The organism is Paracoccus sp. IB05 (genome assembly GCF_016405985.1).
Classification (GTDB): Bacteria; Pseudomonadota; Alphaproteobacteria; order Rhodobacterales; family Rhodobacteraceae; genus Pseudogemmobacter.
The window spans coordinates 23,074-33,874 of record NZ_JAEFCF010000008.1; the positions used below are offsets into that span (position 1 = coordinate 23,074).

The 10,801-nt window shown below is 63.8% G+C and carries 12 protein-coding genes; 7 read left to right on the forward strand and 5 right to left on the reverse strand.

Going from position 1 to position 10,801, the window contains the following annotated elements; translation table 11 throughout:
• Positions 1–56: 56 nt before the first annotated feature.
• Both JC607_RS07460 and JC607_RS07465 read left to right on the forward strand, forming a co-directional pair.
• Complete coding sequence (locus JC607_RS07460) at positions 57–884, forward strand: folate-binding protein YgfZ (protein WP_198836319.1); 828 nt, start codon at positions 57–59, stop codon at positions 882–884.
• A gap of 399 nt (positions 885–1,283) precedes the next feature.
• Positions 1,284–1,610 carry a DUF6280 family protein gene (locus tag JC607_RS07465; protein WP_112310018.1) on the forward strand — a complete coding sequence of 109 codons (327 nt, stop codon included), beginning with the start codon at positions 1,284–1,286 and terminating at the stop codon, positions 1,608–1,610.
• Between the two features lie 140 nt (positions 1,611–1,750).
• Here the strand turns inward: JC607_RS07465 and JC607_RS07470 are convergent, their stop codons facing one another.
• The 4 genes from JC607_RS07470 to JC607_RS07485 all read right to left on the reverse strand — a co-directional run bounded on the left by JC607_RS07470 (position 1,751) and on the right by JC607_RS07485 (position 6,030).
• A complete protein-coding gene (locus JC607_RS07470) occupies positions 1,751–2,674 on the reverse strand; it encodes a hypothetical protein (RefSeq protein ID WP_198836320.1) in 924 nt (307 codons plus the stop codon).
• Between the two features lie 288 nt (positions 2,675–2,962).
• Positions 2,963–4,399, reverse strand: a complete 1,437-nt coding sequence (locus JC607_RS07475) for a TolC family outer membrane protein (protein ID WP_233092743.1) — start codon at positions 4,397–4,399, stop codon at positions 2,963–2,965.
• Between the two features lie 97 nt (positions 4,400–4,496).
• The gene (locus JC607_RS07480; protein ID WP_198836321.1) at positions 4,497–5,150 is read right to left on the reverse strand and encodes a protein-L-isoaspartate O-methyltransferase; all 654 of its coding nucleotides are present in this window, start codon (positions 5,148–5,150) and stop codon (positions 4,497–4,499) included.
• A gap of 238 nt (positions 5,151–5,388) precedes the next feature.
• Positions 5,389–6,030 (reverse strand): lytic transglycosylase domain-containing protein, encoded by a 642-nt coding sequence (locus JC607_RS07485; protein ID WP_198836322.1) that lies wholly within the window; start codon positions 6,028–6,030, stop codon positions 5,389–5,391.
• A 337-nt stretch (positions 6,031–6,367) separates the two neighbouring features.
• Between JC607_RS07485 and ssb the strand changes: the two genes are divergently transcribed.
• The 5 genes from ssb (at position 6,368) to JC607_RS07510 (ending at position 10,322) form a co-directional block, all read left to right on the forward strand.
• Positions 6,368–6,955, forward strand: coding sequence for a single-stranded DNA-binding protein (gene ssb / locus JC607_RS07490; RefSeq protein ID WP_198836323.1), 588 nt, complete (start codon positions 6,368–6,370; stop codon positions 6,953–6,955).
• A 350-nt stretch (positions 6,956–7,305) separates the two neighbouring features.
• Entirely contained in the window at positions 7,306–7,683 is a 378-nt protein-coding gene (locus JC607_RS07495) for an SUF system Fe-S cluster assembly protein (protein ID WP_233092745.1), read from the forward strand.
• Between the two features lie 254 nt (positions 7,684–7,937).
• The gene (locus tag JC607_RS07500) at positions 7,938–8,309 is read left to right on the forward strand and encodes an iron-sulfur cluster assembly accessory protein (RefSeq protein WP_198836324.1); all 372 of its coding nucleotides are present in this window, start codon (positions 7,938–7,940) and stop codon (positions 8,307–8,309) included.
• A 136-nt stretch (positions 8,310–8,445) separates the two neighbouring features.
• Positions 8,446–9,189 (forward strand): triose-phosphate isomerase, encoded by a 744-nt coding sequence (gene tpiA / locus JC607_RS07505; protein ID WP_198836325.1) that lies wholly within the window; start codon positions 8,446–8,448, stop codon positions 9,187–9,189.
• 176 nt (positions 9,190–9,365) lie between these two features.
• A complete protein-coding gene (locus JC607_RS07510; RefSeq protein ID WP_198836326.1) occupies positions 9,366–10,322 on the forward strand; it encodes a DMT family transporter in 957 nt (318 codons plus the stop codon).
• Here JC607_RS07510 and JC607_RS07515 read toward each other — a convergent pair.
• The gene (locus JC607_RS07515; protein WP_092897358.1) at positions 10,319–10,780 is read right to left on the reverse strand and encodes an Lrp/AsnC family transcriptional regulator; all 462 of its coding nucleotides are present in this window, start codon (positions 10,778–10,780) and stop codon (positions 10,319–10,321) included. The genes JC607_RS07510 and JC607_RS07515 overlap by 4 nt on opposite strands.
• Positions 10,781–10,801: the final 21 nt, after the last annotated feature.

Consider the following 10,801-nt stretch of genomic DNA (forward strand, 5'->3'; position numbering starts at 1 on the left):
GCCCGCCCGCAGGCCCCATATTGACCGCAGACCGACCAGAGAAACCGGAACAGATCATGACCGAGACCGCCCTTGCACAGCGCCCCCGCAAAATCCTGCGGATCGAGGGTAAGGACGCGGTTCCCTTCCTCCAGGGCCTGGTGACCAATGATGTCCTGCCGCTGCAAAAAGCGCCGGGCCTCGTCTGGGCCGCGCTGCTGACGCCGCAGGGAAAATATATCGCCGATTTCTTTCTGGTACGCCGCAAAGAAGACCCCGAAGGGCTGATCTTCCTCGATATCGACGCAGAGCTGGCGCCACAGGTGCAGCGGCTGCTGACGCTTTACAAACTGCGTGCGGTGGTGACGATCGGCGAAAGCGATCTGGCCCTGTCGCGGGGAACCGGCACCGCGCCGGAAGCCGCGCTGGCAGATCCGCGCCACGCGGCGCTTGGCTGGCGGCTATACAGCGACGCCGCCCTGTCACAGGCGCCGACCGCGCCGGAAGCGGAGGCCCCGGCCCCTGCGACCCCGGACCTGACAGACTGGAACGCGATCCGCATCGCGCATCTTATTCCGGAATATCCCAATGAGCTGCGCCCGAATGAGACCTTCATTCTGGAACAGGCCTTTGAGCGGCTGCATGGCGTCGATTTCCGCAAGGGCTGCTATGTTGGCCAGGAGGTCACCGCGCGGATGAAACACAAGGCCGAGCTGCGCAAGGGCCTCGTGCGGCTGCAACTCGAGGGCGAGGCCGCCCCTGGCACACCGATCACGCTTCCTGACGGGCGCGAGGCCGGGCAGATCGGCACCTCGGCAGCAGGCAAGGCCCTGGCCTATATGCGGTTCGACCGGATGGAAGGCGAGCTGAGCGCAGGGTCTGCAAAGCTGCGCGCTGAAAGCTGAGCCGCAAGGCGGAAGGCTGAAGACAGGCGTTTCAGATGGCTCTGCGCGCGGATGGTCAGAAAGCCCCGTCGTCGGTTTCGGGCTGCGATTACAGATTCGCCCGATTTTCGCGCAGACCTCTGCCCGGAAATCGGGCGGAGACATCTTTTTCCGTCAACGGCAAGCCGGTATTCCGCCGACCCCCTGGGGGCAGGCGCGGCAGCCGCTTGAAAAATTTCTCCCAAAGCCCATATTTCGGCGGTGCCCCCCCTGCCTGGCACCCAGATTATGTGGCCCTTGTTCTTAGCTATGCGTATTTCGCATGACAGGCATTCCAAACAGGGCTGCCCGAATCGTAATCAAGGCGTTACAAGCGGCAGGCGGCCAGGCAAGATCAAAAAACGACCAAGGATGTGCGTGATGCTCGATTCAATCGATAGTACGGCTTTCAATTTCGAGCAGGGTCAGCGCGCTCGTAAGCTTTTTGCGGCTGTTGTTCTTGCGGCTCTGGATGATGCCATTGCCGATGATAAGAAATATGGCAATGGCCCGGAACAGATCGCCCGCTGGGCGCGCTCGCGTGACGGACGTGAAGTGCTGTCCTGTGCGGGCATCGACCCGAATGAACGCGTCGTCAAAGGGCTGATGGAATTCGTCGCCAAAGGGATCCGCACCTCGGTGGCGCTCAGCCGCGAAGAATCCGAACGTCGTGCGGCCCTCGAAGCTGATCAGGCCGAAGCCGCCTGACCAAAGGCGTCTCTGCCCCGGAACAATCCGGTAAAGACGGACCTGAAACAAAAAGCGCCCTTGCGGGGCGCTTTTTGTTTTGAACGGGCTCAGGTCGCTGCGGCGGATCCGTCCGCGCCCCTCAGTGGGTTCAGAGGGTGTTATTCAAAATCCCGGGTCGACAGCGCGCGGTTGACTTCCAGCCGCACCAGTTTGCGCACATTGCGGGTGATCCGCTCTCCAAGCGTGCCGGCGAGTTCCTTGCGGATGATGTCCGTGACGAGGTCGCGCAGCGTTTCTTCGTCAATCCAGGCGTCATCTGCGTCATTGTCGTCATCCTGCGTCAGGTCATCTGACGAGACCGCAACGACAGGGGGCCGGGCCTCTGCCGCAGCCGCAAATCGCGGGGCTGCTTCGGGCTGCGTAAGCTCTTCTCTGATCCGGGCCTCGGCGCGGTCTGCCCAGGCCCTGGCCAGCGGATCGTCCGAGGTTTCACGGCGCGGCTCTGGCGCGGGCGACCGGGCCTCCGGCGCCAAGGACCCATCCCAGGACTCGCTGCCCTGGCCCCAATCCACTTCGGGAATGGCGGCCCTGGCCGGGATCGGCTGCTCAAGCCTCAGCACATCGTCTGCTGCGGTCGGTTCGGGGTCATCCGTCAGCGCCGGACGGCTGTCGAGCACCACCCGCAAACCCGTGCCCCCTTCGGAGAGGCCGGCATCATCATAGATCTCGCCGCCATAGGATCGCCCGAGCGGCGCCGCCTCGCCAAAGAAGACGAGGATCTCGTCATCGCCGACCACCGCCATCGGCGCCCCGCTGTCATCGGCGTCAGCGTCGGGAGTTGCTGTGACCTCCTGGCTGGCTGTCACCGGCACCGAGGCTGTGACCGGCGCGGCTGCGGCGGCTTTCGCAACAACCGGTGCCGGCTGGGCCTCGACGATACGCAGCGAGGGGGTCAGCAAGAGCTTTTCAACCGGGCCGGCATTTGCCGGCGGCTTCAGTGTCGGTCTCAGATCTGCGGATACCAGACGACGAATCGAGGACAGAACATCCTCGATCTCATGCGATGTGAGTGGTTCCGACATGTTGCCCTGCCCGTCACTGACTTTTCTTGGCGATCAGTCTACCGCCAGTTTGGCCCGCAGACAAGGAAGGCCGCGATATCGCAACCCGGAGCGGCGGGGTCCGTGATCCCGCGCCACAGGGAAGGTAATGTACGATGCACAGGGCGCACAAACTGGGCGGCGGATAAGCAAAAGGCCGGAACGCCTTGCGCATTCCGGCCCGCATAATTTACCCTGAACTTCCCCGGACTAGTCCCGGCAGACCTTTAGGGCGCCATGGCTCAATTGCGGTGGCTCCGTTGCGGAGGCTCAGTTATTGCCGCGCTTCAGGATCCGGTCGAGCTTCTTGCCCTGAACCGAGGTGGTCGGCGCCGATCTGACCGCGTTGTAATAGGCCGCCGGGTCATAGGTCGGGATCCCGAGATTGAGATGTTCGACCGTCAAAAGCCCCATGCCGGCGAGAATCTGATAGACCGAGTAATACCGGTTCGCCTCTGATTCAAGCCGCGAGGCGCGGGCGTTCAGCAGATCCTGCTCGGCATCCAGCACATCAAGCGTGGTCCGCGCGCCCAGAGCCGCCTCTTCGCGCACCCCGTCAAACGCTGCCTGCGCCGCCACGATCTGCTGGCGCGAGGCTTCGATCGAGGCATTATAGACCTCAAGCATCGCCCAGAGCGTGCCGACATTCTGCTCGATGATCACCACCGTCTGATGCAGGCCGGCGCGCGCGCCTTCCTTCTGGGCGACCGCCTTGCGATAGCGCGCTGAATACTCGCCGCCGGCATAGATCGTCTGGCTCAGATTGAGGCCAACGCTGCCGCCGAGAGTATCGGAATCGCGCAGGAGCCCATCGGATTCGGCGCGGCTGCCGGTTATCCCGGCCGAAAGGCCAAGCACCGGTTTCATCGCGGCTTCTGCCAGAGAGACGTTCAGATCCGACGCCTTGACCGTGTGCTGCGACTGGCGGATCGTCGGATGGGTGCTGACGGCGACGCGGCGCGCTTCCTCCATCGACTTGCCGATCGCGGGGCTTTTCGGCAGCGGCGCAAGCTTGCCCGGATAGGCGCCGGTCGCGGCCTTATAGGTCTCGCGGGCGACTTTCAGATCGCCCTCGGCTGCCGCCAGATTGGCGCGCGAGGCCGCCAGCGCGGCTTCGGCAATCGAGACATCGGTGCGGGTGATCTCGCCCACTTCGAACCGGTCCTGGGCCGCGCGGAGTTCCTGGGTGATCAGCCGCACATTCGACTGACGCAGCGCCACGATTTCCAGCTGGAGGCGCACCTGCACATAGGCCCGCACCGCCGCCAGCAGCACATCCTGTTCAACGGAAACCAGCGCCTGGCGCGTCGCCATCACGTTTTCACGCGCGATTTCCAGCGCGATAGCGCGGCGGCCGAAATCCATCAGCGTCAGCGAGACGCTGAGTTCAAAGGTTGCGCTGAAATTCTTCGACCAGCTTGACGTGGGAACAACCGGTCCAGTGCCCAGAAAGCCGCTGGCGCCAAAGCCATCCGTATGGGAATAGCTTGACCCGGCGCGCACCGCATAGGCCACAACCGGACGCAGCGCCGACATGGCAATCGCGGCATCCTCATCGGCGGCGCGCAGCACCGCCTGGTTTTGCTGCATAAGGTTCGAATTGCGATAGGCCGCGATCAGCGCATCGGCCAGGGTCTCGGCCCTTGCCGGCAGCGCAACCACTGCTGCCGCCATGCTGATCGTCATCACCTTGAGCCAGTTGCGCATCTTGTTCTGTCCTGTCTGCTCGCAAGTCCCGGGCCTGCGCCCAGGGCACTATTCCGTTCAACCTGTCAGAGGGCGCCCGTCTGTCGGTGGCGGCCCGTCAAAGCGTGAAAGTCTTTTCTTTGGCAAATCCCGGCAGGACCGGTGCAGAGGCGTTGAAGGCATAGCGCCAGTCGATGCGGCCATCGGTCTTGAGCCCGTATTTCACGGTTCCAAGCGCGCCGGTCATCACCACGGCAACGATCCGGCCGCCTTCTTTCAGCTGAGAGGCAATCGCCTCGGGCAGCTCTTCAATGCCGCCCCCGACCACGATCGCATCATAGGGCGCGTATTTCGCCGCGCCCGCGGTCAGCCCGCCCTTGACCACAACCGCATTATCGACGCCATCTGCGGCCAGGATGCGCCCGGCCTCCTCGGCCATGGCCTCGTCTTCCTCCAGCGCCACCACCGTCTGCGCCAGCCGTGCCAGCAGCGCCGTCGAATAGCCAAATCCCGCCCCGATATCGAGCACGAGATCCGAGGGCAGGATATCCAGCGTCTCGATCATTTTGGCGAAGGTGCGCGGATCCAGCAAAGCGCGACCGCTGCCGAGGTCGAGATTGGCGCCGATATAGGCGGCATCCCGTTTCGACGGCGGCACATAATTCTCACGCGGAACATGCAGCATCGCATCAATAATGGGGAACCTGGTGACGTCGGAAGGCCGGATCTGGGTGTCCACCATCGTCATGCGGAGGGATGCGAAGTCGCTCATTCTGAACCCTGCGGTTTAGTTCTGTATCTGAATGCCTGCAACGCCACCCGAAAGCAACGCCGGCTCTGCAGTCTTTTGCCCTGGAAAGCGCAAATTTGCCAGTGTTTAAAAGCCTGTTGCGTAAACGCCGCAGGCGAAATTCTCCGTCGTGACAAGGAGGAGACAATGGCGGTCCCTGTGCCGGGGCATCCGCCTGCGCGCTGTGACGATCGCGCCTGCGTCCTGAGCATTGCCGGGATCAGCCGAGAATCGCCTTCACATAGGCTTTGGTTTCGGCAAAAGGCGGCACACCGCCATGCTTTTCAACCGCCGCCGGGCCGGCATTATAGGCCGCAAGCGCCAGCTTCCATGAGCCGAATTTCGCATGCATCATCTTGAGATAGCGCGCGCCGCCTTCGAGATTTTGCTTCGGGTCGTCAATATCGACACCAAGCAGCTTTGCTGTTCCCGGCATCAGCTGCGCAAGGCCGGTGGCGCCCTTATGGCTGACCGCGCGGGCATTCCATCCGCTTTCCTGCTGCACGAGCCGCAGGAACAGATCCTCCGGCACGCCATGCTTGCGGGCCACGGTCTTCGCATGTTCGAGATGCTCGCCCTTGTAGCGGCCACTATAGCGCGGCACGGCCTCGGCCGAGGCGACCTCGCCATCCTTACCCGCCTTATAGTTCGGCTTGAGCTTGACCGATCCGGAATATTGCCTGGACAGCTTGCCGTCGAGCAGCGCAGTCTGCGATTCGAACACCGCATTGCGCGACTTGCTGGAGCCATGGAGTTTCAGCGGCTCGGCGGCGACAGAGCCGGTAAACCCACCCGTTGCGGTCACAAAAGAAACACTCAGCACCAGCGCTGCCCGGAACCGGAAAGTCAACCGAAGGGTCATCTGAAAGCCGTCCACAGTCACCAAATCCGGCGCAACTATAGCCGCGACGGGTCGTTCCGGCCAGCGGGGAATCCCCGCCCCCGGCGGCCAAACCGGCAAATCCCCGCCGATCCGGGGCAGAACGGCTGCGATTCGCCCGGGATCCAGGCCAAAAATCAGGAACAGGGCCAAAAGCCCTGCTGCGGCAACCGCCGCCTGGCCCCGCTTCCGGAGGCAGCGGCGCCAATGCGCGGTTGCGAGGCCGCGCGGCTGTCTTTAGATACGGGCGTCAACACAATAGTAACCCTGATCCCGCATCAGGTTCAGGGGTCACTCAGCCAGCAAAGCGGAGGCGCATATGGCCGGATCGGTCAACAAGGTCATCATCATCGGCAATCTCGGCCGCGACCCCGAGGTGCGCAGCTTCCCCAATGGCGGCAAGGTCTGCAACCTGCGGATCGCAACTTCCGAGACCTGGCGCGACCGCAACACGGGCGAGCGCAAGGAACGCACCGAATGGCATTCGGTCGCTATCTTCTCGGAACCGCTTGCAAAGATCGCCGAACAATATCTGCGCAAGGGCTCGACCGTCTATATCGAGGGGGCACTGGAGACCCGCAAATGGCAGGACCAGTCCGGCCAGGACCGCTATTCGACCGAGGTTGTGCTGCGGCCCTTCTCGGGCAATCTGACGCTGCTGGGCGGTCGCGGTGACAGCCAGGGCGGCGGCGCGAGCGGCGGCGGCGGCGCGCAGGGCGGCTATGGCGATGACTACGGCGGCCAGGGCGGCGGCTATGGCGGCGGTGGCGGTGGCTATGGCGGTGGCGCCCAGGGCGGCGGTGGCCAGGGCGGTGGCAGCCAGGGCGGCAGTTCCGGCGGTGGCCGGGGCGGCTATGGCGGCCCTTCGGGTGGCAATTCCGACATGGATGACGAAATCCCGTTCTGACCCGCGCGGCGACGACGCAAAGACGCGGAACCGGGCAAACGGAACTCCGGAGCCACATAGCTCTTTCCCGGCGCCGGAGCGCCCCCCTCAGTTCCCCCGCCCTGAACAGGTGTTGAAAGCAGCGGCTGCTTCCTTTCGGAGGCGGCCGCTGTTTTTAACACGGCCCGCAATGGCGCGAGGCCTGACCGCACGGCGCGCGGTATGTCTTTGAGACGGGCACCGCATTGCGCACGACGGGGCGCGCGCGCCGCCGCGCCGCCACCCGGAGAGGAAACGGCCCACCGGATCTGGACCTTGGGCACGCAATCCCTATATTGATGGCAGAAGTTTTCCGGACCGGGACCACGCAGATGGACATGACCACCTCGACCGCCGATCAGACCGCCGCCGAAGGCGCGCCGCTGATTGCGCCCTCTTCTGTCGATCACCCGCTCTATGATGCTGTCGCCGATGCCTGCCGGACGGTCTTCGACCCCGAGATCCCGGTGAATATTTTCGATCTTGGCCTCGTCTATACCATCGCCATTGATGACGAGAATGCGGTGCGGATCGTGATGACACTGACGGCGCCGGGCTGCCCCGTCGCGGGCGAGATGCCCGGCTGGGTGCAGGAGGCCGTTGAGGCCACGCCCGGCGTGCGCGAGGTCCAGGTCGAGATGACCTTTGATCCGCCCTGGGGCATGGAAATGATGTCGGATGAGGCGCGCCTTGAGCTGGGCTTCATGTAAGCGGCCACCACCCTGACGCCTGTCCCCTGAAACGCATCCGCCGCGCAGACCGCGCGGCCTCTCACCGCCGACCGGATCGCAATCCCGGCTGCGCGCGCGGCACCGGGCGCTGCACCCGCGCGGATCGCGATGCGACCAGCCGAAAGCAGGACCGGGGCGCATCACAGGGGCCTCCCATAAAGCAAGGACAGCGCAGCCCTCTTGAAGCAGAGCGCCTGCGGGATTACCTTTACCCCAGACAAAGGATTTCCATCATGTTCGGCATCCCCGGCAAAGCCGCCGTTTCCATTACCCCGCCCGCTGCGAAACAGATCGCCCGCCTGATGGCGCGCGATGGCAGCCAGGGCCTGCGGATCGGCGTGAAAAAGGGCGGCTGTGCCGGTATGGAATATACGATGGATTACGTCGCAGAGGTGAATCCGCTGGACGAAATCGTCGAACAGGACGGCGCGCGGGTGCTGATCGCGCCCATGGCGCAGATGTTCCTGATCGGCACGATCATCGATTACGAGACCAGCCTGCTGGAATCAAAATTCGTGTTCCGCAATCCGAACGTGTCCGAGGCCTGCGGCTGCGGCGAATCGATCCGCTTTAACGAACCGGCCACGGAAGCGTCCCGGATCTGACCTGACCGGCGCGGGATTGCCCACTTGCAGCGCCACGCCCCTGATGCCGGGGCCTGGAACCTGATCACCTAACGCCCCCATTGCATGACGCGCCCGAATTTGCGACCAGATGGGAGCGGTAACAGGGAGAGAGCGGATGCGCAGACTGGCGGCGGGCAACTGGAAGATGAACGGCGTTTCGGCCTCGCTTGACGAGATCCGGGCCTTGCTTGCACTCCATTCCGATCCGGCCTGCGAGATGCTGATCTGCCCGCCTGCAACCCTGCTCGCCCCCCTGGCGGTGCTGGCAGCGGGTACAGCGCTTTCGGTCGGCGGCCAGGATTGCCACCAGAACGCCTCGGGCGCGCATACCGGCGATATCTCGGCCGCGATGCTGAAAGATGCCGGCGCCGGCTCTGTGATTCTCGGCCATTCCGAACGCCGGGCGGATCATGGGGAAACCGATCAGCTGGTGGCGCAAAAAGCACTTGCGGCGCGCGAGGCAGGCCTGGTTGCGGTGATCTGCCTTGGCGAGACAGAAGGCGAGCGCGATGCCGGGCGGACCCTCGATGTGATCGGCGCGCAGCTGGCGGGTTCGGTGCCGGATGGCGCATCCGGCGCCAATACGGTCATCGCCTATGAGCCGGTCTGGGCCATCGGCACCGGCCGCGTGCCTACGCTTGATCAGATCGCGGAAGTGCATGATTTCATCTCGAGATCCCTGAATGCGCGTTTTGGTACTGCGGCGGGCGCGATCCGGCTTCTCTATGGTGGATCGGTCAAACCCTCGAACGCCGCCGAAATCTTTGAGGTGCCGCATGTCCATGGTGCCCTGGTGGGTGGCGCGAGCTTGAAAGCGTCAGATTTTGGCACGATCGTTGCCGCGCTTTCGGCTGCCTGAGCTTAGCGCCTTTGACCGCCGGCGGATGCCTCCGGCGGGAGTATTTAAGTCAAGAGGAAATCAAAGCCTCTTCCTCTTGACTTAAATACTCATCTTCAGCCCGGCTGGCCGGAACGCGCCAGGACTGGTCGCCCGGAGAACAGTGGCCAGAGCTGCGGCGTGACAGATTTCATTCTATGACAGGTTTCGCGCGCCCTGCCCCGCCTTCCGATCCGATCCCCGGTCAGCATTTGCCGGGGAACCGGCTTCTGTCCGGGCATCTGATCTGCATGATCTCTATGGTGGTCTGGGCGGCCGGGCTGCCGGCGGCAGAGTTTTTGATTCCGATCATGCCCTCGGACCAGCTGGGCGCGGTACGGATCGGCCTCGCGGCGCTGGTCCTGTTGCCGGTCTGGCTGCTGGCAGATGGGCCGCGCGCGATTTTGCGGGCGGACTGGCTGCGCGGGATCACGGTCGGGGCGCTGATCGGGATCGCGGCCTGGTGTCTGATCATGGGCCAGGCGGCGGGCGGGCCGGTGACGGCGGCGGTGATTACCGCTGCGATGCCGGTGGTGGCCATTGCGCTTGAAGTGCTGTTCGACGGGCGCCGGCTGAGCCTGCAACTCATTGCCGGAATTACGCTTTCCATGGCCGGCGGCCTGCTTGCCCTCGATTTCGGCGCCGGCGGCAGCAATGTGGCGCTTGGTGCGCTGTTTTGCTGCGGCTCGGTGCTGCTCTACACGCTTGGCTCACGGCTGACGGTGACCAGCTTTCCAACCCTTTCCCTGATCGGGCGCACCGCGCTGACCATGGCGGGGGCAGCGATTTCCATGCTGATCATCGCCGGGGCCAATCTCGCCATGGGCGCGCCGCTGGCCGATCCTGGCCTCTGGGGGGTGCGCGAGGTGATCTCGCTCGGTCTTTTCGCCATAGGCGGGCTCGCCCTGTGTCAGCTTTTATGGATCATCTCGATCAACAGGATCGGCATCGGCATGTCATCGCTGCACACCAATGCCTCGCCGTTTTACGTCATGCTGATCATGTTCCTCTGGCTTTCCGCGCCCTGGAACTGGCTCCAGGCCGGGGCGGCGGGGCTTGTCGCGCTTGGGGTGCTGGTGGCGCAGGGCGTCATCCCCCTGCCGCGCTTCCGTTAAACCGGAAGCACCGTCGTCGACTTGATTTCTTCCATGCTCAGAAGCGCGGTGACATTGTAAATCTTCACCTCGGAAATCAGCGCCTGATAGAATTCATCATAGGCACGGGCGTTTTTCACACGGACCTTGAGGATGTAATCGATATCCCCCGCCAGCCGATGCGCCTCAAGCACTTCGGGGCGTTCGCGCAGCGCGTGGAGGAATTTGCGCTGCCAATCCGCCTCATGTTCCGAGGTGCGGATCAGCACGAAGAAACAGGCCTCTAGCCCCAGGGCCTCGGCATCGAGGATCACCGTCTGGCGCGAGATCACGCCCTGTTCTTTCATGCGCCGGATCCGGTTCCAGACCGGGGTTTTCGACGAGCCCACCTTGCGGGCGATCTCATCCAGCGACTGCTCTGCATCCTGTTGCAGTTCGGACAGGATTTTCCGGTCCAGATCGTCCAGCGCGGCTGCCATTCCTGATTTCCCCTCTGACGC